Annotated in this window: 24 protein-coding genes; 18 read left to right on the forward strand and 6 right to left on the reverse strand. The window is 45.8% G+C overall.

What is annotated here, in order from left to right; translation table 11 throughout:
* Window positions 1–32: 32 nt before the first annotated feature.
* Window positions 33–269, forward strand: coding sequence for a hypothetical protein (locus tag L1D60_RS11940; RefSeq protein WP_239841263.1), 237 nt, complete (start codon window positions 33–35; stop codon window positions 267–269).
* A 93-nt stretch (window positions 270–362) separates the two neighbouring features.
* Here L1D60_RS11940 and tkt read toward each other — a convergent pair whose 3' ends face one another.
* Window positions 363–2357, reverse strand: a complete 1995-nt coding sequence (gene tkt, locus L1D60_RS11945; RefSeq protein ID WP_239841264.1) for a transketolase — start codon at window positions 2355–2357, stop codon at window positions 363–365.
* A 347-nt stretch (window positions 2358–2704) separates the two neighbouring features.
* On the opposite strand from tkt, the gene metK reads away from it, so the two are divergent.
* The 4 genes from metK to L1D60_RS11965 all read left to right on the forward strand — a co-directional run bounded on the left by metK (window position 2705) and on the right by L1D60_RS11965 (window position 6415).
* Window positions 2705–3859: a methionine adenosyltransferase gene (gene metK / locus L1D60_RS11950; protein ID WP_239841265.1), complete on the forward strand. Its 1155-nt coding sequence runs from the start codon at window positions 2705–2707 to the stop codon at window positions 3857–3859.
* A 355-nt stretch (window positions 3860–4214) separates the two neighbouring features.
* A complete protein-coding gene (locus L1D60_RS11955; protein ID WP_239841266.1) occupies window positions 4215–5012 on the forward strand; it encodes a DUF2189 domain-containing protein in 798 nt (265 codons plus the stop codon).
* Window positions 5013–5089: 77 nt separating this feature from the next.
* Window positions 5090–5593 carry a SprT family zinc-dependent metalloprotease gene (locus tag L1D60_RS11960; RefSeq protein WP_239841267.1) on the forward strand — a complete coding sequence of 168 codons (504 nt, stop codon included), beginning with the start codon at window positions 5090–5092 and terminating at the stop codon, window positions 5591–5593.
* A gap of 90 nt (window positions 5594–5683) precedes the next feature.
* Entirely contained in the window at window positions 5684–6415 is a 732-nt protein-coding gene (locus L1D60_RS11965; RefSeq protein WP_239841268.1) for an endonuclease, read from the forward strand.
* Between the two features lie 79 nt (window positions 6416–6494).
* On the opposite strand, the gene L1D60_RS11970 is transcribed toward L1D60_RS11965, so the two are convergent.
* Window positions 6495–7835, reverse strand: coding sequence for a hypothetical protein (locus L1D60_RS11970; RefSeq protein ID WP_239841269.1), 1341 nt, complete (start codon window positions 7833–7835; stop codon window positions 6495–6497).
* Window positions 7836–8028: 193 nt separating this feature from the next.
* Here L1D60_RS11970 and rsmE point away from each other — a divergent pair, with 193 nt between their 5' ends.
* The 5 genes from rsmE (at window position 8029) to L1D60_RS11995 (ending at window position 11091) form a co-directional block, all read left to right on the forward strand.
* Window positions 8029–8760, forward strand: a complete 732-nt coding sequence (gene rsmE / locus L1D60_RS11975; protein WP_239841270.1) for a 16S rRNA (uracil(1498)-N(3))-methyltransferase — start codon at window positions 8029–8031, stop codon at window positions 8758–8760.
* A gap of 13 nt (window positions 8761–8773) precedes the next feature.
* Window positions 8774–9724: a glutathione synthase gene (gene gshB / locus L1D60_RS11980; RefSeq protein WP_239841271.1), complete on the forward strand. Its 951-nt coding sequence runs from the start codon at window positions 8774–8776 to the stop codon at window positions 9722–9724.
* Window positions 9725–9818: 94 nt separating this feature from the next.
* Window positions 9819–10382: a YqgE/AlgH family protein gene (locus L1D60_RS11985; protein ID WP_239841272.1), complete on the forward strand. Its 564-nt coding sequence runs from the start codon at window positions 9819–9821 to the stop codon at window positions 10380–10382.
* Between the two features lie 31 nt (window positions 10383–10413).
* Entirely contained in the window at window positions 10414–10836 is a 423-nt protein-coding gene (ruvX, locus tag L1D60_RS11990; protein ID WP_239841273.1) for a Holliday junction resolvase RuvX, read from the forward strand.
* Window positions 10837–10932: 96 nt separating this feature from the next.
* Window positions 10933–11091, forward strand: a complete 159-nt coding sequence (locus L1D60_RS11995) for a hypothetical protein (RefSeq protein WP_239841274.1) — start codon at window positions 10933–10935, stop codon at window positions 11089–11091.
* 55 nt (window positions 11092–11146) lie between these two features.
* Here L1D60_RS11995 and L1D60_RS12000 read toward each other — a convergent pair whose 3' ends face one another.
* Together L1D60_RS12000 and L1D60_RS12005 are read right to left on the reverse strand one after the other, a co-directional pair.
* The gene (locus L1D60_RS12000; RefSeq protein WP_239841275.1) at window positions 11147–12256 is read right to left on the reverse strand and encodes a PilT/PilU family type 4a pilus ATPase; all 1110 of its coding nucleotides are present in this window, start codon (window positions 12254–12256) and stop codon (window positions 11147–11149) included.
* A 15-nt stretch (window positions 12257–12271) separates the two neighbouring features.
* Window positions 12272–13309, reverse strand: a complete 1038-nt coding sequence (locus tag L1D60_RS12005) for a type IV pilus twitching motility protein PilT (protein ID WP_239841276.1) — start codon at window positions 13307–13309, stop codon at window positions 12272–12274.
* Window positions 13310–13335: 26 nt separating this feature from the next.
* Between L1D60_RS12005 and L1D60_RS12010 the strand changes: the two genes are divergently transcribed.
* Genes L1D60_RS12010 through hemW form a run of 7 tightly spaced genes read left to right on the forward strand, consistent with a single transcriptional unit; the run spans window position 13336 to window position 18103 of the window.
* Window positions 13336–14040: a YggS family pyridoxal phosphate-dependent enzyme gene (locus L1D60_RS12010; RefSeq protein ID WP_239841277.1), complete on the forward strand. Its 705-nt coding sequence runs from the start codon at window positions 13336–13338 to the stop codon at window positions 14038–14040.
* Between the two features lie 57 nt (window positions 14041–14097).
* The gene (proC, locus tag L1D60_RS12015; RefSeq protein WP_239841278.1) at window positions 14098–14916 is read left to right on the forward strand and encodes a pyrroline-5-carboxylate reductase; all 819 of its coding nucleotides are present in this window, start codon (window positions 14098–14100) and stop codon (window positions 14914–14916) included.
* Window positions 14917–14970: 54 nt separating this feature from the next.
* Entirely contained in the window at window positions 14971–15528 is a 558-nt protein-coding gene (locus L1D60_RS12020; protein ID WP_239841279.1) for a YggT family protein, read from the forward strand.
* Complete coding sequence (gene yggU, locus L1D60_RS12025) at window positions 15528–15818, forward strand: DUF167 family protein YggU (RefSeq protein ID WP_239841280.1); 291 nt, start codon at window positions 15528–15530, stop codon at window positions 15816–15818. Before L1D60_RS12020 ends, yggU begins: the two co-directional genes overlap by 1 nt.
* Before the next feature lie 28 nt (window positions 15819–15846).
* On the forward strand, window positions 15847–16278 hold the full coding sequence (locus tag L1D60_RS12030) for a DUF4426 domain-containing protein (protein ID WP_032549854.1): 432 nt from the start codon (window positions 15847–15849) through the stop codon (window positions 16276–16278).
* Window positions 16279–16316: 38 nt separating this feature from the next.
* Window positions 16317–16916 (forward strand): XTP/dITP diphosphatase, encoded by a 600-nt coding sequence (locus tag L1D60_RS12035; RefSeq protein ID WP_239841281.1) that lies wholly within the window; start codon window positions 16317–16319, stop codon window positions 16914–16916.
* Window positions 16916–18103 (forward strand): radical SAM family heme chaperone HemW, encoded by a 1188-nt coding sequence (gene hemW / locus L1D60_RS12040; protein ID WP_239841282.1) that lies wholly within the window; start codon window positions 16916–16918, stop codon window positions 18101–18103. The genes L1D60_RS12035 and hemW overlap by 1 nt, the downstream gene beginning before the upstream one ends.
* A gap of 200 nt (window positions 18104–18303) precedes the next feature.
* Here the strand turns inward: hemW and glsB are convergent, their stop codons facing one another.
* Both glsB and trmB read right to left on the reverse strand, forming a co-directional pair.
* Window positions 18304–19224 (reverse strand): glutaminase B, encoded by a 921-nt coding sequence (gene glsB, locus L1D60_RS12045; protein ID WP_150869313.1) that lies wholly within the window; start codon window positions 19222–19224, stop codon window positions 18304–18306.
* 165 nt (window positions 19225–19389) lie between these two features.
* On the reverse strand, window positions 19390–20109 hold the full coding sequence (trmB, locus tag L1D60_RS12050) for a tRNA (guanosine(46)-N7)-methyltransferase TrmB (RefSeq protein ID WP_239841283.1): 720 nt from the start codon (window positions 20107–20109) through the stop codon (window positions 19390–19392).
* A gap of 165 nt (window positions 20110–20274) precedes the next feature.
* Here trmB and mutY point away from each other — a divergent pair, with 165 nt between their 5' ends.
* On the forward strand, window positions 20275–21336 hold the full coding sequence (mutY, locus tag L1D60_RS12055) for an A/G-specific adenine glycosylase (RefSeq protein WP_239841284.1): 1062 nt from the start codon (window positions 20275–20277) through the stop codon (window positions 21334–21336).
* The last annotated feature ends 14 nt before the right edge of the window (window positions 21337–21350 follow it).

A 21350-nucleotide genomic window follows, 5' to 3' on the forward strand; every position in this document is an offset into this window, starting at 1 on the left:
CTCCTCTCGTTTTTCAACCAAAGGGAAAGGTTATGTCTGGATATCCAGCGACTCATTTTTGTAAAACGTGCAACCAAGAGACACCTCACAGTGAGATACTTGTTCGCCAACCCAGCCGTTATGACGTAGATAAAACATGGCTAGGCAAAGTGAAATTATTTGCCCACTCCATTATCAATGGTGGTCACTACTACAACATGGATCGCTACGTGACATGTAAAGTATGTGGGACCAAAGAGCGGGATAACTGGGGAAATGAGTTCGAGTAACCTACTTTCGTTGCACTCAATAAAAAAACCGAGCTATTAAAGCTCGGTTTTCTATTTTCACATCAGCAGCAAAGCTTCAGTGAGAGACTCAAATTAAGCTAGAAGCTCTTGAGCTGTGCTTACTACGTTTTCAGTAGTGAAGCCGAACATCTTGAACAGTTCACCCGCTGGCGCAGATTCACCAAATGTTGTCATACCGATGATGCGACCGTCGAAGCCAACATACTTGTACCAGAAATCAGCAATACCCGCTTCGATAGCGATACGTGCTGTTACGTCTGATGGTAGAACTTCTTCACGGTAGGCTGCGTCTTGCTTGTCAAATGCATCTGTTGATGGCATTGAAACAACGCGTACTTTCTTACCTTCTGCTGTTAGCTGTGCTGCTGCTTCTACTGCTAGCTCAACCTCAGAACCTGTTGCGATAAGGATAAGCTCTGGCTTGCCTTCGCAATCTTTCAGGATGTAAGCACCTTTCGCGATGTTAGCAACCTGTTCTGCATCACGTGGTTGCTGTGCAAGGTTTTGACGAGAGAAGATTAGAGATGTCGGTGCATCTTTACGCTCAATCGCCAGTTTCCAAGCTACTGCAGACTCAACTTGGTCACATGGACGCCATGTGCTCATGTTTGGAGTCAGACGTAGAGAAGCCATCTGCTCAACTGGTTGGTGAGTTGGGCCATCTTCGCCAAGACCAATAGAGTCGTGCGTGTAAACTTGGATGTTCTGAACTTTCATCAGAGCAGCCATACGCATCGCATTACGTGCGTATTCCATGAACATTAGGAATGTTGCGCCGTAAGGAACGAAACCACCGTGCAGAGCGATACCGTTCATGATCGCTGTCATACCAAACTCACGAACACCGTAGTGAATGTAGTTACCAGAGAAGTCATTCGCTTCAAGAGACTTAGAACCAGACCACATAGTTAGGTTAGAAGGTGCTAGGTCAGCAGAACCGCCCATGAATTCTGGTAGCATTTGACCAAACGCTTCTAGTGCGTTTTGAGACGCTTTACGTGATGCGATGTCAGCAGGGTTTGCTTGAAGATCAGCAATGATTGCGTTTGCTTTCTCTTCCCACTCAGCTGGTAGTTCGCCATTTAGACGACGCTTAAGCTCTGCAGCTTCTGCAGGGTAAGCCGCTGCATATGCTTCAAACTTCGCGTTCCAAGCTGCTTCTTTCTCAGCGCCCGCTTCTTTTGCATCCCATTCAGCGTAGATGTCTGCAGGAACTTCAAATGGACCGTGCGCCCAACCTAGAGCTTCTTTGGTCGCTGCGATTTCGTCATGACCTAGTGGTGCACCGTGACAGTCGTGAGAGCCAGACTTGTTTGGAGAACCAAAACCGATGATAGTCTTAGTACAGATTAGCGTAGGACGTGGATCTGCTTTCGCTGCAACGATAGCTGCGTTGATCGCTTCTAGATCGTGACCATCTACAGCAGGAATTACATGCCAGCCGTATGCTTCAAAACGCTTAGGCGTGTCGTCCGAGAACCAACCTTCAACTTCACCGTCGATAGAGATGCCGTTGTCATCCCAGAAAGCGATAAGCTTACCAAGACCTAGCGTACCTGCTAGAGAACATGCTTCGTGAGAGATACCTTCCATCAGACAGCCATCACCCATGAATGCATAAGTGAAGTGGTCAACGATGTCGTGGCCTTCTTTGTTGAACTGAGCAGCCAGTGCTTTTTCAGCCATCGCCATACCAACAGCGTTAGTGATGCCTTGACCTAGAGGGCCAGTCGTTGTTTCGATACCCGGTGCGTAACCGTACTCTGGGTGACCTGGCGTCTTAGAGTGCAGTTGACGGAAGTTCTTAAGATCTTCGATAGATAGCTCATAACCGCTTAGGTGAAGCAGAGAGTAAATCAGCATTGAACCGTGGCCGTTTGACAATACAAAACGGTCGCGGTCTGCCCACTCTGGATTTGCTGGGTTGTGGTTCAAGTGACCACGCCAAAGAACTTCAGCGATGTCAGCCATACCCATAGGTGCGCCTGGGTGGCCTGAATTAGCTTGTTGAACACCGTCCATACTAAGTGCGCGGATTGCATTTGCGAGATCTTTACGAGAAGGCATGTCTGCTCCTGAGTGCATAAGCGATTTGAAAAATGAGAAATAATTGCTAGTTATTAGCGCGGTTATTCTCTCAAACGGCCATGGCGACTGCAAACGTTTTACTGAGGTTTTCAATGTCAGTTTTCGCACTTTTACAACATTTCCCTCGTTTTTAACGGGCTAGCACAAATGAGAAAGCAATCGTTTGGTTATGACATATCATAAAAAAGAGCTTGTAATTCGACCGTTGGAATTTAGAATAGACGTCTAGATGTAGAAACACCTACAGAAATTATTGAATTTAATCTCGGCGCAGCCTCTGCGACGCAGATAGAAACTTTGCACCTAATACTAAAAGTGGAGCTCTCATGGCTAAGCACCTTTTCACTTCTGAATCTGTTTCAGAAGGCCATCCAGATAAAATTGCAGACCAAATCTCTGATGCTGTTCTTGATGCCATCTTAGAACAGGATCCAAAAGCACGTGTTGCTTGTGAGACATACGTGAAAACGGGCATGGTTATGGTTGGCGGTGAAGTAACAACGTCTGCATGGGTTGATATCGAAGAGATCACTCGTGAAACAGTTCGTGAAATTGGTTACGTTCATTCTGACATGGGCTTTGATGCTGACTCTTGTGCAGTACTAAACACAATTGGTAAGCAGTCTCCAGACATCAACCAAGGTGTTGATAAAGCAGACCCTAAAGAGCAAGGTGCAGGCGACCAAGGTATCATGTTTGGTTACGCAACAAACGAAACTGAAATCCTAATGCCAGCTCCAATTACTTACTCTCACCTACTTGTTAAGAAGCAAGCTGAAGTTCGTAAGAGCGGTAAACTAGACTTCCTTCGTCCAGATGCGAAATCACAAGTTACTTTCCAGTACGACCAAGGCAAGATCGTTGGTATCGACGCTGTTGTTCTTTCAACTCAACACTGTGATTCAGTAACAACGCCGGATCTACGTGAAGCAGTAATGGAAGAGATCATCAAGCCAGTACTGCCTTCTGAGTGGATCAACAAAGACACTAATTTCTTCATCAACCCAACAGGCCGTTTCGTAATCGGTGGTCCAATGGGTGACTGTGGTCTAACAGGTCGTAAGATCATCGTTGATACCTACGGCGGCGCAGCTCGTCACGGTGGCGGTGCATTCTCTGGTAAAGATCCATCGAAAGTAGACCGCAGCGCAGCTTACGCAGCACGTTATGTAGCGAAAAACATCGTAGCAGCTGGCATGGCTGACCGTTGTGAAATCCAACTGTCTTACGCTATCGGTGTTGCTGATCCAACATCTATCATGGTGGAGACTTTCGGTACTGAAAAAGTATCTCACGACATCATTATTGAAGCCGTTCGTCAAAACTTCGACCTACGCCCATACGGTCTCCAAGAGATGCTGAACCTTCTTCAACCAATCTACAAGCAGACTGCAGCATACGGTCACTTTGGTCGTGAAGAGTTCCCATGGGAAGCAACAGATAAAGCAGCAATCCTAGCTGACTTCGCTGGTCTAAAATAATTTAGCACCACGTAAAAAATTTCCAAAAGCCCTTACTCTTTAGTAAGGGCTTTATTTTTATACAGTTACCTCAAATCACCCGCCTTATTTCATCAACTTCTCTGCTTAACCCCCACTCAAAAACACCCTCGATAATTTGTGTTTTTTGATAGTAGTGACAATAGTTAAAGTACTCCTAGGCGATCAAGCTCACATTTGGTGCAACAACTGGTTAGGTTACACCCCGTTAGGAAACACGAGACAACTCTCTAGGACATGCTATTTCAATAACAACTCGACCAAGATGACTCGCTGCCAACTGCAGCTAGAAAACACAAGGTTGAATCTAGGACGTTATTTTAACTAAGGGGAAGTTATGCCTCGTACCGCAAATCCATCCGACTTTAAAAAAGACAAGAATAGAGTGAGTGACAGTGAATACGCTCGCACTATTCCGTGTAACCAAGTCAGTATTTCCGCTCCTTTTCATTGGCTTTCACTCGCACTGCACGACCTAGTACGTATGCCGATGATCAGCGCGTTTTATGGCTTATGTTTTATGGCTGCTGCCGTTGCGATTGTTCAGCTTGTTCAGTGGCAAGGTACGCATCTAGTGGTGATGCCAAGCTTAATTGTCTACATGCTAATCGGTCCATTCTTGGCGCTCGGCTTATACGATGCTAGCTGGGAAAGAGAAAAGGGACACAACGCTAGCCTATTCCATTCAATGAAGGCCATCACACGCAACTCTACACACCAATGGGCATTTGCCATTGTATTAATGGTGGCAATGATTTTCTGGATGAGAATCGCTGCACTGCTACATGCGCTCTACCCATCGGTTCAGGGCGCACCGCTAACTGAGTTTGCACCATTCTTAATCACGGGGTCAGTTGTAGGCTTTGTGATTGCTAGCCTTATTTTCAGTATCTCTGCCTTTTCAATCCCATTAATGATGGAGCGTCGAGTTGACGTAATGAGTGCGATATTCACTAGTTTTAACGCAGTGAAATCTAACCTACCCGCCATGGTAGTCTGGGCTGCCATCATTTGTGGCGGTATCTTGATTGGGTTTGCCACTTATGGCGTGGGTATGATCGTGACTATGCCGCTACTCGGCTACGGTACGTGGCACGCTTATCATGAGACCATCAAGAAAAAGCATCACATGTAATGCCTGATCTCAATCAGGAGCAATGATAGGATAAGACCTTAGCATCGAGCTAAGGTCTTTTGTTTGGAGTTTCATTTTTGTCGTCTTACAGTCCATTGCATCACCGTGCCAACAAGAAATTGGCTGAGTGTATTCACACCGCAAACTCGCACTTCTCTCGTCAATTTCCAATACCAAAGCTGACCTATCAAGTGCGTGGAAAGGCTGCCGGCAAAGCCTACTTACAACTCAATGAAATACGCCTCAACTCGGTGCTGTTCAATGAAAACCCTGACGCTTTCATTGATGAAGTGATTCCTCACGAGATCGCCCATCTAGTCACTCATCAAGTCTTTGGCCGTGTAAAGCCACATGGGAAAGAGTGGAAGTTCGTTATGGAGCAGGTATTCAAGGTACCAGCAAAGACCACACACAGCTTTTCAGTCGCTTCAGTACAAGGCAAAACGTTCGAATATCGTTGTGACTGTACTCTCTATCCTTTAACCATCCGTCGCCACAATAAAGTTCAACGAAATCAAGCCAGCTACCGCTGTCAGCAATGCAAACAGCTTTTAACTTTCACTGGTACACAGCTCAGCTAGGCGTAATAAACGCTGAGATAAAATGTAATAGAGAAAAGTGTTATTTGAGTGCTAGACTGATAATTATCATACTTTTATCAGTCTTTTTATATGAAAAAACCACCTTCAAAAGCATTTGGCCTATCGGTGTCTTTTTGCCTTTCTATACTATTTGGCCTACTGGTAACCCAAAGCGTTTTCGCCGCTCCCCCAAGCTCATTTTCTAAAGCAAAACGAGAAGCCGTAAAGATCTATCTAGACCACCCAACTTCCTTCTATTGTGGCTGTGACATTACTTGGAAAGACAAAAAGAAAGGGATTCCAGATCTTGAGGGCTGTGGTTACGAAGTAAGAAAGCAGAAGAAAAGAGCTTCTCGTATTGAATGGGAACATGTGGTCCCTGCATGGCAATTCGGCCACCAGCGTCAGTGTTGGCAAAATGGTGGTCGTAAGAACTGCACCCGTAATGACAAGGTTTTCAAATCAATGGAGGCGGATCTTCATAACCTAACACCTGCAATTGGTGAAGTGAACGGTGATCGCTCCAACTACAATTTCAGTCAATGGAATGGCACTGATGGTGTAAGCTATGGGCAATGTGAGATGCAGGTTAACTTCAAGCAGCGTAAGGTTATGCCACCAGACAGAGCAAAAGGTTCAATTGCTCGTACCTACCTCTATATGAGCCAAGAATACGGTTTCAAACTTTCTAAGCAACAAACTAACTTGATGATGGCATGGAATAAGCAATTCCCTGTCGATGAGTGGGAGTGTACTCGCGACGAACGTATTTTCCGCATTCAAGGCAACCATAACCCGTTCGTTTACGAGAGCTGTAAGTAATTGAACCATTGAGTATTATTAGAAAAGTACCCACAGAAAAACAAAAGGCTCTTCAAAATTAAAGAGCCTTAGTCGTTAATTAATGTTCAAAATCTTCTAAGTAGCGCAAGTCATCCATGACGACTTTGTTGCCTTCCCACTGTACAGAGCGAGAAGCGGCCATCACACCTGATTGACGGCTATTACACCACCCCGTTCCCTTAGCAAACGCACTTGGGCCATCTGGTAAGTTCGTGAGTTCCGCGCGAATCGTAGTGGTAGGTTTACTCAAGATTCGATTAGCAACAAATACAGCTCTATCTTGAACATCTTGATCTGACAATCGAGAACGTTGTCCCCATTGGATCTTCCATTCATCACATGACGGATTGCTTGATTGCGGGATGCTTACAAACGCAAAATCAGAGATGGCATTGTATTTCTTATACATCATGTACGCTTCAAATAGCATCGCGACATCTTCTGCAGGATGAGAGTAAGAATAAAACGCCGCAGCTTTGTCTCCCTCGAATTCCATGCCAGCGGCTTCACCGGTCAAGTTACGGACATCATCGGTCATCGCCTTGCCACGAAACGCAACTTGTGCTGCGTCTATCAATGTTGTTGAAGTTAACGGATTGCTATCAAACAAATCTCGATTCAATGTCTGTAGTGTCTTAAGGTAGTTAGAGATAGTGCCTGAGTTTGGCGTTTGTATTAAGTCACTTGCCGGTAAAAAGTCATTAGCATGAGCTAACTCGTGCGCCAGCAATCGAAACAGCCCTGGTGCAACGTGCTCAGCTCGACGCTGATGGTTAGTCGCTGCATTGTAGGTATTTGAATAGGTTACGTAATTATAAGAGTTTTGCTCAACGTAACGCTGCGCTTTATCGAATTTAAACTCTGTTTGGAAGTTCTTGCGGTAATCATCTTGTTGGTAAATAGAATCCCATTCACTTTTAGTACGCCACACATACCTCGGGTCAATATACATTGATGCCGTAGCGGTATTATAAAAAGATGGGCGAACATCATAGCTAAGCACAATACTGTTGAGTGGCTTAAACAGGTTGAGTAAGTCCTGATCGTTAATTTCTCTCAATGCTGCAATAAAGCTTTCAGCCATCCATGAGTGAGAAACAACCAACCGTTTTTCTATTTGTTCAATCGTGACATCCGCACCATCAACTCCGATAGGTTGAATCACCGATAAATCACAAGATCTCTTATCTAAGAATGCCTTCGCACAATCAACAATCTCGGACGATGATGCGGTCGTTTTCACTGTCGATACAGATTCTAAAGAGGGCGTGCCATTCACATTGGGAGAGGCGATACTACTCGGAGCATCCGATGACGAACCAGATCCTCCACCACAACCGACCAGCAATGCGCTAATAATAGAGCCAGCTAAGATAGAACGTTTTTTCATTTGCAACATAAATAAGCCTAATTTAATTATATTTATTTTCAATCAGTTAGATTCTATTCCTCAAATTTATAAATTACAAATCACCACTTAGAAACCTAAGACAAGAAGCCTATTTATGTCAGCCACTTGTTTTTTCTTCATTGCGCATCCATGTTAGGCTGAGATACTAAACCCCAGATAAACTATTTACAGGTCAACCAACATGAGAATCCCTCGAATTCACCACCCTGAACCCATTCATCAATTAGGTTCTCTTGCACTTGGCGAGGATGCTGCGGGGCATGTTGGGCGTGTATTACGCATGAAAGAGGGTCAAGAAGTTCTACTTTTTGATGGCAGCGGCGCTGAGTTTCCGGCTGAAATCACCGAAGTCTCGAAGAAGAATGTGACGGTTAACGTGACAGAGCGTATCGAGCGTAGCAGTGAGTCACCACTCGACCTGCACCTTGGTCAAGTTATCTCTCGCGGCGATAAGATGGAGTTCACCATCCAAAAATCGGTAGAGCTTGGCGTCAACACCATTACCCCACTTATCTCTGAACGATGTGGTGTGAAGCTCGATGCAAAACGCTTCGAGAAAAAGCTGGCGCAATGGCAGAAGATTGCGATTGCAGCCTGCGAACAGTGCGGCCGTAATACCGTACCAGTAATCCGCCCAATCATGCAGCTTGAAGAGTGGTGTAGTGAGCCAAGCGAAGCGCTTAAGCTGAATCTGCACCCTAGAGCAAAGTACTCAATTAACACATTGCCTGAGCCTATCAACAAGGTTCGCCTACTCATTGGCCCAGAGGGTGGATTGTCCGCTGAAGAGATCAGCATGACAGAAGAATACAAATTTGAAGAGACGCTACTCGGTCCACGCGTGCTGCGTACAGAGACAGCGGCTCTAACTGCAATTACAGCTTTACAAGTTCGTTTCGGCGATCTTGGTTAAACGGAGAAAAATAATGATCAAACTCGGTATTGTGATGGACCCAATCTCGTCCATCAACATCAAAAAAGACTCTAGCTTTGCCATGATGCTTGAAGCGCAACGCCGCGGCTACGAAATCCACTACATGGAGATGAATGATCTTCACCTCGATCAAGGCGTCGCAATTGCAGACACAAAAGTCGTCGAGCTAAAAGAAGATCCAAACGGCTGGTATGAGTTCAAATCAGGACAAACGATCGCTTTGGCTGATTTAGATGCGGTTCTAATGCGTAAGGATCCTCCGTTTGATACAGAATACATCTACGCAACTTACATTCTCGAGCGTGCCGAAGAAAACGGTGCACTCATTGTAAACAAACCGCAAAGCCTTCGTGACTGTAACGAAAAACTATTCACAGCATGGTTCCCAGAGCTAACTCCAACGACGATCGTAACGCGCAAAGCAGAAAAGATTAAAGAGTTCCGTGAGAAGCATGGCGATGTGATCCTTAAGCCTCTTGATGGTATGGGTGGCGCTTCGATCTTCCGCGTTAAAGAAGGCGATCCAAACGTCTCAGTGATCATCGAGACGCTGACTAACCACGGTCAAAACTACGCAATGGCGCAAACTTTCGTTCCAGACATCAGCAATGGTGATAAGCGCATTCTTGTGGTTGATGGCGAGCCGATGCCTTACTGCTTAGCACGTATCCCAGCGAAGGGCGAAACTCGCGGTAACCTAGCTGCTGGCGGTACCGGTGAAGCTCGTCCTCTTAGCGAAACCGACTGGGAAATTGCTAAAGCCGTCGCTCCAGCTCTGAAAGATAAAGGTCTTATTTTTGTTGGCCTTGATGTGATTGGTGATAAGCTAACAGAGATCAACGTAACCAGCCCTACCTGTATTCGCGAAATTGAAGGTGCCTTCGATATCTCAATCACAGGTAAGCTAATGGATGCGATTGAGCGCCGCATTAGCGCAAAATAACCTAAGCTAATAATTAGACAATAATATTAGCTGACAGAGTTAGCATGAGAGCGGCGACCAAGCCGCTCCGTTTCCCTTTAGAGCAGGAGGTACTATGAATCTCACTAACCATTTTCTGGTCGCAATGCCTGGAATGAAAGATCCTTACTTCCAAAACTCAGTGATCTACCTTTGTGAACACAACGACGAAGGCGCGATGGGGTTGATGATTAACGCCCCTATTAATGTCACTGTAGGCAATATGCTCAAGCAAGTTGAAATCGACGCAACTCAGCCTAAGTTGAACCAAGCTAGCTTAGACAAACCCGTCTTAAGTGGCGGCCCAGTTGCCGAAGATAGAGGCTTTATCCTGCATAAGCCCAGCGGCAATTACCAATCCAGTATCAGCATGACGGATCAGCTATCTGTCACAACATCACGCGATATTCTGACGGTTCTGGGCACTGAAGATGAACCTCAACATTACCTTGTCGCTTTAGGTTATGCTGGTTGGGAACCGGGGCAGCTAGAGACTGAACTGACAGAAAACTCTTGGCTTACCGTTGAAGCCGACCCTAAAGTCATTTTTGACACCCCTATCGCAGAACGTTGGAAGGTTGCCGTACAGATGCTCGGTATCAACGCAGCACAACTGTCTGCTGAATCTGGTCACGCATAACCTTTATCCATCTCATCAATTTGGAAACACTATGTCACGTACAATTATGGCATTCGATTACGGTACAAAAAGTATCGGTAGCGCTATTGGTCAAGAAATTACTGGGACAGCCAGCCCACTAAAAGCCTTCAAAGCAAAAGATGGCATCCCAAACTGGGACGATATCGAAAAGCAGATTAAAGAGTGGCAGCCTAACCTGATTGTTGTTGGGTACCCGACCGATCTTCATGGCAAAGAACTAGAGACCATTACCCCACGAGCAAAGAAATTTGCTAACCGCCTCAAGGGCCGTTTTGGGGTCGATGTTGAATTACATGATGAGAGACTTTCTACAGCTGAAGCTCGCTCGGAGCTGTTTAATATGGGCGGCTATAAGGCGCTGAGTAAAGGAAATGTCGATAACCAGTCTGCTGTCGTCATTCTAGAAAGCTGGTTTGAAGCACAATATTCTTAGTAAAAATTAAGTGGTCGATAATTCGACCTTTTTATGATCTCACTCTTAACTCATGACGTAGTACTGGTGCTATTCATAGTCAAAGTGGGAGTTCATATGAAGATTTTTCTCGTTGTCTTTGCCGCTCTAACAATCTCTGCTTGCAGCTCATTAACTAGCTCAGCAGGCTACAGCGGTAATCAGTACCCTGAAAAAATAAAGCTTGAGAAAGAGAGAGGCTATTCCTCTGACAACCGCAGCTCTTTGCACAACTAAGTTTTCTCAAGTGAAAGGATTATAAAGCCCTGGACTCGTTCAGGGCTTTTGTTATTTATCCCATATCAATCTTAACACCAGCCAAAGATCCGCTGCCGTAGTCATCGTCACCACGCTGAGTTTTCAGCATCAAGCGTAGGTCGTTTGCAGAATCAGCACTGTGAAATGCATCCTCTTCACTGATTTTCCCTGCTACGACTAAGTCATACAAAGCTTGGTCAAAAGTCTGCATGCCGATCTCTTTTGATTTGGCCATCGTTGCTTTGAGCTCATGCAAATCACCGCGACGAATCAGATCAGATACACGTGGGCTGTTGAGTAAGATCTCAAACACACCATGACGACCACTGCCATTTTTATCACGAATTAACTGCTGAGCGACGACACCCCGTAGGTTCATCGACAGGTCGAACAGGAACTGCTCTTTTTGCTCTTTAGGGACCAAGTGAAGAATACGTTCTAACGCTTGGTTAGCATTGTTGGCGTGCAATGTGGCCATACAAAGATGACCCGTTTCAGCAAAGGTCATCGCGTATTCCATGGTTTCACGGCTTCGAATTTCACCAATCAAGATCATATCTGGCGCTTGACGTAACGAGTTCTTCAGTGCCACCTCATAGCTTTCAGTATCTAAGCCCACCTCACGCTGGGTGACAATACACTTCTTATGCTCATGCACAAACTCAATCGGGTCTTCTACCGTGAGGATATGACCGGAGCGATTGCTATTACGGTAGCCTGTCATTGCTGCCATAGACGTCGACTTACCAGAGCCTGTTGCACCAACCACCAGCACAAGACCGCGTTTAGCGATGGAGAGATCTTGCAGAACATCAGGTAGCTTCAACTGCTCAAAGGTTGGAATATTCGTTTCAATGCGACGAATCACGGCTCCTGGTAGCTCTCTTTGAAAGAAAGCACTGACACGAAAGCGACCACTGTCTCGAACAATGGCAAAGTTTGCTTCACGCGTTTGACGGTACTCGTCACGTCGTTCTTGATCCATCATTGCATCAAGAAGCTGTGACACTTGAGTCGCATTGAGCACTTCACCTTGCGGGCGCAACTCACCATCGACACGAAACAGCACAGGCGCATCAACCGTAATATAAAGATCGGACGCTTTTTGTGACAGCATTCCTTCGAGGATCTGATTTAATTCCATATTCGATACCCTTGATTAAAACAGCGCTGTTTCGATTTCAATTTTCTTTTGGACTTCTTCTGAGTCAACCACTCCCTGAGCAATCAACTGTTTCGCGTTTTGCTCCATGGTCTGCATGCCGTGTGCGGCACCAGTTTGAATGATGGAATACATCTGAGCGACTTTGTCCTCACGAATCAAGTTACGGATTGCTGGCGTTGCCATCATGATCTCATGACAAGCGACACGCCCACCGCCTACTCGCTTCAGTAACTTCTGAGCAATCACCGAGCGTAAAGATTCAGAAAGCATAGAGCGAACCATGTCCTTATCGCTGCCAGGGAAGACATCAATAATACGGTCAATGGTTTTAGCCGCAGAGCTCGTATGCAGCGTGCCAAAAACTAGGTGACCAGTTTCGGCTGCGGTCAACGCTAAGCTGATGGTCTCTTGGTCACGCAGCTCGCCGACCAAGATAACATCAGGATCTTCACGTAGGGCGCTTCGAAGAGCCGCTTTGAAGCTGTGAGTATCACGATGAACCTCACGCTGGTTCACAAGACACTTGTTGTTGGTGTGAACAAATTCGATAGGGTCTTCAATGGTAAGGATGTGTTTGTTGTAGTTACGGTTTACATAATCAACCATCGCCGCCAGTGTCGTTGACTTACCCGACCCCGTTGGACCTGTAACTAACACCAAGCCTTTCTCAAAATTAGCGATCTTTTCAAAGATATCAGGAGCGCCTAACTGCTCCAGCGTTGGGATTTCAACAGGGATGGTTCGAAATACCGCAGAACAACCGCGCGATTGGTTAAACGCATTCACACGAAAGCGACCAACATTCGGCAGCTCAAATGAAAAATCGACTTCTAGCTTCTCTTCAAACTCACTGCGCTGTGAATCGTTCATGATCTCAAAAACCAAACGATGAACATCAGCATGGCTCAAAGCCGGTATTCCAAGCTTCCTAACTTCACCATCTATACGTACCATTGGAGATACACCCGCAGAAAGATGTAGATCTGACGCGTTATGCTTTACACTAAAATCCAGTAACTCAGTGATATCCATTTATTTTCCCTTAAGTAAAGTCAGCTATGAGTAGTATTCAACAAAATATCGAGCAAATCACCTCGCAGATTCGAACTGCAGAGAAAAAATGTGGCCGAACTCCAGAGTCGGTGCAACTTTTAGCCGTTAGTAAAACAAAACCGAATGACGCGATCCTTGAAGCGGCACTCGGTGGACAGGTTGCCTTTGGTGAAAACTACGTTCAAGAAGGTGTCGATAAAGTAAAACACTTTTCAGAACAACATTCTAACCTTAATTTAGAGTGGCATTTTATTGGACCAATTCAATCTAATAAAACGCGACCAATTGCAGAAAACTTCCAGTGGGTGCACTCCATTGAGCGCGATAAGATTGCCCAACGTCTAAACGATCAACGTCCTGCTAATCTAGAACCACTACAAGTACTGATTCAGGTTAATACCAGTGGTGAAGATTCAAAATCAGGCACCGATGAAGAATCAGTTTTTGCACTCGCAGAGTTGATTTCATCACTTCCAAACCTCACTTTAAGAGGGTTGATGTCAATTCCTGCTAACGTGTCAGATTATGAGTCACAGCTTGCTGCATTTAACCAGCTATCAAGCTTGCAGCAGAAACTGAGCTCAAAGTATGACAACATTGATACGCTCTCCATGGGAATGAGTGGAGATATGGAAGCAGCAGTTGAAGCAGGAAGCACCATGGTACGTATTGGTACAGCAATATTTGGTGCACGTAACTACGCAAAATAGAATTAATCGTTTTATCTCATCAGCGTTCAACTGGTGATGAAGCTCAGGATTGCATATATGGAACATAAGAACATCGCCTTTATCGGCGCAGGCAACATGGTACGTTCTATCGTGGCTGGTTTAGTCGCGAGTGGTTACCCTGCCGATAAGATTACCGCAACAGCACCATCAGAAACGCGCAGAGTGCCACTGGAAAAAGATTACGGTATCAATACAACCAGTAACAATATCGACGCAGCCACGCAGGCTGACGTAGTGGTACTCTCTGTAAAGCCACAAATGATGGAAGAAGCGTGTAAGCCACTGCAGCAGGTCGATTTTAGCAACAAGCTTGTTATCTCCATTGCGGCGGGCATCAACGCAGCTCGATTTGATGAAATGCTAGACTCTTCGTTAAGCCTTGTTCGAGTAATGCCAAACACGCCATCGCTCGTCGGCAAAGGCATGAGCGGTTTGTTTGCCAATACTAAAGCCACTGAAGACGATAAAACCTTTGCTGCGCAGCTTATGCAGGCAGTCGGCAAAGTCACTTGGGTTGAGCAAGAGTCTGGAATTAACAATATCATTGCTGCCGCAGGTAGTGCTCCAGCTTACTTCTTCCTATTTATGGAAGCGATGCAAGCAGAAGCCATCAAGCAAGGCTTTGCACCTGAAACTGCACGCCAATTAGTTCAGCAATCCGCACTCGGTGCAGCAGAGATGGTGGTAGCAAACTCAGACACTGAGCTTTCTACATTGCGTGAACAAGTCACATCTAAAGGAGGCACGACAGCAGAAGCTTTGCGCACCTTTAATGAAAATCACCTATCAGAGATTGTGGCCAAAGCGATGCAAGCTGCGGTTGCAAGAGCTGAAGAGATGGAAAAACTATTTTAAGAACAGCATAGCGATCACTGGATCGCTATGAATTACTCCGAAAAAGGAACCTATATGAACTCGATGAGCTTTTTGATCTCGACCGTTTTTGATCTCTATATCATGGTGGTGATCTTACGTATTTGGTTACAAGCATCACGCGCCGATTTCTACAACCCATTCTCACAATTCATCGTAAAAGCCACTCAGCCAGTCGTTGCGCCACTGCGTCGTGTCATTCCGTCTATCGGTAGCATCGATATGGCGACGGTGTTATTTGCCTACGCACTTTGTGTACTTAAGTTTGTAGCGCTGAATCTGATCATCTCAGGTGGTGCGGCCGTATTTGATATAAGCTTCCTAATATTTGGGGCGCTGTCTTTGCTGAAAGCGGCTGGTGGCTTGCTGTTCTGGGTACTACTGATCCGCGCAATCCTGAGCTGGGTTAGCCAAGGCCGTAGCCCAATTGAGTATGTGTTCCATCAACTAACAGAGCCTATGCTAATCCCAATCCGCCGAATTCTTCCTGACATGGGCGGTTTCGACCTAAGTGTACTGGTTCTGTTTATTGTGCTGCAGTTTGCTAACTTCTTGATGGGTGATCTAGTTGGCCCTATCTGGTTCCAACTATAATGTCAGTAGCCGTCTGGAGAGAGGAAGACGACATTCTTCTACGGCTCTACATCCAACCCAAAGCAAGCCGAGACAAAATCATCGGCTTGCACGGTGAAGAGTTAAAAATCGCCATCACAGCACCGCCTGTTGATGGCAAAGCCAATGCCCATTTAGCCAAGTATCTGTCGAAGCAATTTAAAGTCGCGAAAGGGCTGGTTAAGATCGAAAAGGGCGAGCTAGGAAGACATAAACAAGTTCGAATATGTTCCCCTAGCCAAATACCAAACGAAATTAAAGCCATCTTGTGATGGCTTTTTGCTATTTATTGGAGTCACTATGCGTTTATGGATTACAGCACTACTTACAAGCTTGATTGCTCTGCCAACGTGGGCAGGCCAGTTCAAAAACATCAAAGATGTTGAGGTGCATTACTCTGCATTCAACTCAACATTCCTAACCGCTCAAGTTGCTAAACAGTACCAGTTAAAACGAAATGGCTACTCAGCTATCCTAAACATCAGCATTCTAGATACCTCTGCACTAGGCAAACCCGCTACGACTGCTAAAATCTCTGGAACGGCAAGAAACTTAGTCGGCAATACTCGAACTCTAGAGTTTCGTGAGATCAAAGAAGGCGATGCGATTTACTATCTCGCAGAGTTTCCCATCACACACGAGGAGAACATCACATTTGATATCGATGTAAACTCTGGCCTCAAAGGCGCAGGTCCGCTTCGTTTTACCCAAAAGTTTTATGTTGAAGAGTAATCTCTTCACTTCCACTATTTCAATTTAGAGTTACCCCAATGAATAAGATCGTTCTAGCTACAGGCAATCAAGGCAAAGTTCGCGAGATGGCAGATCTTCTGTCTGACTTCGGCTTTGAAGTTCTCGCACAAAGCGAATTCAACGTGTCTGAAGTTGCAGAAACCGGAACTACTTTCATCGAAAACGCGATCATCAAAGCGCGTCATGCCGCCAAAGAAACAGGGCTTGCAGCCATTGCGGATGACTCAGGTCTAGAAGTTGATTATCTAAAAGGTGCGCCGGGCATCTACTCGGCGCGCTACGCTGGTGAAGATGCATCAGACCAAGAAAACCTAGAGAAGCTTCTAAAGGCGATGGAAGGTGTGCCAGAAGCCGAACGTACAGCTCGTTTCCACTGCGTATTGGTATTGATGCGTCATGAGAACGATCCAACGCCTATCGTTTGTCATGGTAAGTGGGAAGGTCGCATCCTAACGGAAGCGCATGGTGACAATGGTTTCGGTTACGACCCAATCTTCTTCGTACCTGAAGATAACTGCGCATCAGCGGAACTAGAACCAACACGTAAAAAACAGCTGTCTCACCGTGGTAAAGCGTTGGCTACTCTATTCAAAACACTGAAAGAGCAAGCTCAGTAATGAGTCAAACCACATTGATTCCACCAGCACTTAGTCTGTATGTACACATCCCATGGTGTGTACAGAAGTGTCCATATTGCGACTTTAACTCGCACGCTCTTAAAGCCGATATACCGGAGAACGAGTATATCGATGCTCTGCTTGAGGATCTTGATACTGATATTGAAAGGTATCACCTCAATCAGTCACCGAGATCTCTGCACTCAATTTTCATTGGTGGTGGAACACCTAGCTTATTCTCACCTCAAGGTATCGAAAGAATGCTTAAAGGGATTGAACAACGCATCCCTTTTAAAGCTGATATTGAGATCACCATGGAGGCAAACCCTGGCACTATCGAAGCTGAACGCTTTGCGGGTTACCGAGAGGCTGGCGTCACGCGCATTTCCGTCGGCGTTCAAAGCTTTGAGCAAGAAAAGTTAGAACGACTAGGGCGTATTCATGGCCAAGATGAAGCAGTCAACGCTGCGCACCTTGCACATAAGATCGGTCTAAACAGCTTTAATCTCGATCTTATGCATGGTTTACCGGATCAAAGCATTGAACAGGCGCTAGCGGATCTTGATAAGGCGATCGAACTCGATCCACCGCATCTATCTTGGTATCAGCTGACCATAGAACCAAACACCATGTTCTACTACAAGCCACCTACGCTGCCAGACGATGATGACCTTTGGGATATCTTTGAACTGGGGCATAAGAAGCTTGCGGAAGCCGGTTATGTGCAATACGAGATCTCAGGCTACAGTAAGCCCGGATTCCAGTGTCAGCACAACCTCAACTACTGGCGCTTTGGTGACTACCTCGGCATTGGTTGTGGCTCTCACGGTAAGCTGAGCTTTAACGATGGAAGAATCGTACGTACCACTAAGGTTAAACATCCTAGAGGCTACCTTGCAGCGTACCAGAACCTCGCGAAGCCTTATCTTTCGGATGAGTTTGAGGTTGCTAATGAAGATAGGCCATTCGAATTCTTTATGAACCGTTTCCGCTTAATGGAAGCATGCCCAAAACAAGACTTCTTAGATACCACCGGTTTGGGTTTTGAAGCCGTTCAAGAGACCATAGATTGGGCTGTAGGTTTAAGCTACCTGCAAGAGACAGAGACGCACTGGCAGATCACCGAAAAAGGAAAGTTATTCCTAAACGATTTGTTGGAAGCGTTTATGGCGGAAGAAGACGAGTAATTCGAGATTCGAGATTCGAGATTCGAGATTCGAGATTCGAGATTCGAGATTCGAGATTCGAGATTCGAGATTCGAGATTCGAGATTCGAGAAAAATGATGGAAGGGTTGGCTTTAGGGTCAACCCTTTTTATTGTAAGAACCTTCTCGAAGCGAAGCGCTCTATAGGACAAAGTCCGTACTCGCATCTCGCATCTTTCTTCTAAAAAATCGAGCGACCAATACGCTCTGAAAGCAGCTCGAGAGCCTTAGTACCTGCCAATGAGTTACCAGAAGGATCAAGCTCTGGAGACCACACCGCAATCGTCATCTCACCCGGTACAATAGCGATAATACCGCCGCCTACTCCAGATTTACCCGGCATGCCAACGCGATATGCAAATTCACCAGCCCCATCGTAGAGGCCACAAGTCGCCAGTAACGCATTTAACTGTTTTGTTTGGGTTGGCGTAATCACCTGCTTTTGAGTCTGCACAGAGGTACCTTTATTCGCCAGATAGCTAAAGGTCTTCGCCAAATCAACGCAGGTCATTTTCAGCGCGCAAGCATGGAAGTAGTTGTTCAATACCGGAATCACTTCATTGTCGAAGTTACCAAATGCTCTCATCAAGTAAGCAATCGCCGCATTTCGATCACTGTGCATCATTTCTGAAGCCGCAACGACCTTGTCGTAGACAATATGCGTATCACCAGATAGCTGACGTACAAATTCTAATAAGCGTTGTCTTGGTGCAGAGAGGCGACTGTGCAATAAGTCAGAAACCACAATGGCTCCCGCATTAATAAACGGGTTACGCGGAATGCCTTGCTCCATCTCAAGCTGAATCATTGAGTTGAACGCTTGCCCCGATGGTTCTTTGCCTACACGCTGCCAAATTTCTTCTGGCTTATAAAGCACCATGGCTAAGGTCAAGCTCAGTGCTTTAGAGATAGATTGAATAGAAAACGCTTCTTCCGCATCTCCCGCTTGAATCACTTCACCTTCATTGGTGTAAACGGCAATAGCAAGCTTTTGATTCGAGACTTTGGCCAGAGCCGGAATGTAATCAGCCACTTTCCCTTGGCCAATTAAAGGGCGAACTTCTTCTAGAATCTCCGCCAGAATAGCTTGTGTCGGTTTCATGCTTGTGTACTTCTGTATTGTTATTCTTGTAGGGCTGGCGTGTCACACCATTTATTCATCAGCTAAGGACAAAAAAGCCAACATTACAACAATGTTGGCTTTAATCAATACTACAAAGTGTAGGGACAATAGCTCAGCGACTGAGCTCATTCACTCTGCTTTGAATTACTTAGTACGCTTGTACTTAATATCCCAAACACCGTGACCTAGACGGTGGCCACGAGCTTCAAACTTAGTTAGTGGACGCTCATCTGGACGAGGAATAAAATCGCCCTCTTCTGCGATGTTTTCGAAGCCTGGTGCTGCGTTCATCACTTCGATCATATGCTCTGCGTAGTTTTCCCAGTCAGTCGCCATATGGAAGATACCCGTTTCAAGGTGTAGCTTCGCGCGAACCATCTCTGCAAATTCAGCTTTAACAATACGACGCTTGTGGTGACGCGCTTTGTGCCATGGGTCTGGGAAGAATAGCTGTAGAGTATGAAGGCTGCTATCTGGGATCATGTGCTCAAACACTTCAACCGCATCGTGACACATCACGCGTAGGTTAGTTACGCCCGCGTCGCGCGCAGTACCAAGACACGCACCTACACCAGGGCTGTGAACTTCGATACCTAAGAAGTTTTTCTCTGGCGCGCTCTTCGCCATTTCAACCAGTGATGCACCCATACCAAAGCCGATCTCTAGTACTACAGGGTTATCGTTACCGAAAACTTCTTTCCAATCTAGAAGTTCTGGGTTGTAGTCGATACCCATAGTTGGCCAACACTCGTTCATCGCGTTCTCTTGGCCTTTGGTTAAGCGGCCTTCGCGGCGAACAAAGCTGCGGATCTTACGAACCAGTTTACCGTCTTCAGTATATTCGTTAGTGGTCACTTCACTCATTGATTTTTGCCTGCACATTGATTAATCAAAGCGGGGATTATCCAAAGAATTGCCGTCTGTGCAAGTCTTTCTGCTCATAAATTCCCACACAATTTGTCTGTTTTACATCCAACCACAAGTGTGGTGCAATTTCGTTTCTAATAATAGCAAAGCAATGAGCAAGTCGTGACTCCTTTCGCATCCGCCATATTAAAGTGGTATGACGCCTATGGGCGTAAAGAACTCCCATGGCAACAAAACAAAACCGCCTACTCCGTTTGGCTCTCTGAGATCATGCTCCAGCAGACGCAAGTCGCTACCGTGATCCCATATTACCAACGATTTCTGGAGCGCTTTCCAACCGTTATCGATCTTGCCAATGCAGAGCAAGATGAAGTGTTACACCTTTGGACTGGCCTTGGTTACTACGCAAGAGCTCGTAACCTACACAAAGCCGCAAAGATTGTTGCCACTGAGTATGGTGGAGAGTTTCCAACCGACATTGAAGAGATGAACGCCCTACCCGGTATTGGCCGTTCGACCGCCGCCGCCGTGCTGTCATCTGTCTATAAGCAGCCTCATGCGATTTTAGATGGCAACGTAAAGCGAACCTTAGCCAGAAGCTTTGCCGTCGAAGGTTGGCCGGGGCAAAAAAAGGTTGAAAATCAGCTTTGGGAGCATGCTGAGTCAAATACTCCCAAACAAGATGTCGATAAGTACAACCAAGCCATGATGGATATGGGCGCTATGGTGTGCACTCGAAGCAAGCCGAAGTGCACGTTATGTCCAATTGAATCGATGTGTGAGGCAAACAAGCTAGACCGTCAGCTCGACTTTCCGGGTAAGAAGCCCAAGAAAGAGAAGCCTGTAAAAGAGACTTGGTTTGTGATTCTTTATCACGACAATCAGGTTTGGTTGGAGCAACGACCGCAATCAGGCATCTGGGGAGGGCTGTTCTGTTTCCCTCAACATGAAAGTCAGGAGATTGAACACCAACTCGACATCCGCTCGATTGGCTCAGCTTCTATAGAAAACCAAGAGACTCTAATTGCGTTTAGGCATACCTTTAGCCATTACCACTTAGATATCACCCCTGTCTTAGTAAAATTAGACAAACAACCAGATTTGATAATGGAAGGGACAAAGGGTCTCTGGTATAACTTATCAAAACCTGAAGAGATAGGCTTAGCTGCTCCTGTTAAGCAGCTATTAGAAAGCCTAACCTTTGAATTAAACGATCACGTTTAAACAGACGAATACGA

This window comes from Vibrio sp. Isolate30 (assembly GCF_022397975.1).
GTDB lineage: Bacteria > Pseudomonadota > Gammaproteobacteria > Enterobacterales > Vibrionaceae > Vibrio > Vibrio fortis.

Coding starts and splice junctions, on each gene's coding strand:
- L1D60_RS11940 (WP_239841263.1), top strand. CDS start 33: ATGTCTGGATATCCAGCGACTCATTTTTGTAAAACGTGCAACCAAGAG.
- tkt (WP_239841264.1), bottom strand. CDS start 2,357: ATGCCTTCTCGTAAAGATCTCGCAAATGCAATCCGCGCACTTAGTATG.
- metK (WP_239841265.1), top strand. CDS start 2,705: ATGGCTAAGCACCTTTTCACTTCTGAATCTGTTTCAGAAGGCCATCCA.
- L1D60_RS11955 (WP_239841266.1), top strand. CDS start 4,215: ATGCCTCGTACCGCAAATCCATCCGACTTTAAAAAAGACAAGAATAGA.
- L1D60_RS11965 (WP_239841268.1), top strand. CDS start 5,684: ATGAAAAAACCACCTTCAAAAGCATTTGGCCTATCGGTGTCTTTTTGC.
- L1D60_RS11970 (WP_239841269.1), bottom strand. CDS start 7,835: ATGTTGCAAATGAAAAAACGTTCTATCTTAGCTGGCTCTATTATTAGC.
- rsmE (WP_239841270.1), top strand. CDS start 8,029: ATGAGAATCCCTCGAATTCACCACCCTGAACCCATTCATCAATTAGGT.
- gshB (WP_239841271.1), top strand. CDS start 8,774: ATGATCAAACTCGGTATTGTGATGGACCCAATCTCGTCCATCAACATC.
- L1D60_RS11985 (WP_239841272.1), top strand. CDS start 9,819: ATGAATCTCACTAACCATTTTCTGGTCGCAATGCCTGGAATGAAAGAT.
- ruvX (WP_239841273.1), top strand. CDS start 10,414: ATGTCACGTACAATTATGGCATTCGATTACGGTACAAAAAGTATCGGT.
- L1D60_RS11995 (WP_239841274.1), top strand. CDS start 10,933: ATGAAGATTTTTCTCGTTGTCTTTGCCGCTCTAACAATCTCTGCTTGC.
- L1D60_RS12000 (WP_239841275.1), bottom strand. CDS start 12,256: ATGGAATTAAATCAGATCCTCGAAGGAATGCTGTCACAAAAAGCGTCC.
- L1D60_RS12005 (WP_239841276.1), bottom strand. CDS start 13,309: ATGGATATCACTGAGTTACTGGATTTTAGTGTAAAGCATAACGCGTCA.
- L1D60_RS12010 (WP_239841277.1), top strand. CDS start 13,336: ATGAGTAGTATTCAACAAAATATCGAGCAAATCACCTCGCAGATTCGA.
- proC (WP_239841278.1), top strand. CDS start 14,098: ATGGAACATAAGAACATCGCCTTTATCGGCGCAGGCAACATGGTACGT.
- L1D60_RS12020 (WP_239841279.1), top strand. CDS start 14,971: ATGAACTCGATGAGCTTTTTGATCTCGACCGTTTTTGATCTCTATATC.
- yggU (WP_239841280.1), top strand. CDS start 15,528: ATGTCAGTAGCCGTCTGGAGAGAGGAAGACGACATTCTTCTACGGCTC.
- L1D60_RS12030 (WP_032549854.1), top strand. CDS start 15,847: ATGCGTTTATGGATTACAGCACTACTTACAAGCTTGATTGCTCTGCCA.
- L1D60_RS12035 (WP_239841281.1), top strand. CDS start 16,317: ATGAATAAGATCGTTCTAGCTACAGGCAATCAAGGCAAAGTTCGCGAG.
- hemW (WP_239841282.1), top strand. CDS start 16,916: ATGAGTCAAACCACATTGATTCCACCAGCACTTAGTCTGTATGTACAC.
- glsB (WP_150869313.1), bottom strand. CDS start 19,224: ATGAAACCGACACAAGCTATTCTGGCGGAGATTCTAGAAGAAGTTCGC.
- trmB (WP_239841283.1), bottom strand. CDS start 20,109: ATGAGTGAAGTGACCACTAACGAATATACTGAAGACGGTAAACTGGTT.